This window comes from Streptococcus sp. HMSC072C09 (assembly GCF_001813105.1).
In the GTDB taxonomy this organism is placed as follows: domain Bacteria; phylum Bacillota; class Bacilli; order Lactobacillales; family Streptococcaceae; genus Streptococcus.
In genome coordinates this window covers 1-381 of sequence record NZ_KV811495.1, presented here as the reverse complement: position 1 = coordinate 381, position 381 = coordinate 1, and the positions used below count along the sequence as shown (strand labels likewise).

1 pseudogene is annotated in these 381 nt (G+C 43.3%); it reads left to right on the top strand.

Annotated features, from left to right (window positions below):
* Positions 1 to 381: pseudogene (locus tag HMPREF2893_RS11070) on the top strand (hypothetical protein); the annotation flags it as partial.

The following is a 381-nucleotide window of genomic DNA, read 5'->3' as shown; positions in this document are numbered from 1 at the left end:
GGCTTGCTGACGTTGAAGCTGATTCAGACGCTGACGTTGAAGCTGATTCAGACAATGATTCAGATACTGATACTGATTCGCTCAATGATACTGATGCTGACTCAGATTGTGATTCTGAAATAGATTGTGATGCTGACTCAGATGCAGACGCTGATTCGCTCAATGATGCTGATTGGCTTAGTGATGTTGAAGCTGATTCAGACGCTGATGTTGAAGCCGATTCAGACAATGATTCAGATACTGAAGCTGATTCGCTCAATGATACTGATGCTGACTCAGATTGTGATTCTGAAATAGATTGTGATGCTGACTCAGATGCAGACGCTGATGTACTCAATGATGCTGACTGGCTTGCTGATGTTGAAGCTGATTCAGATGCTG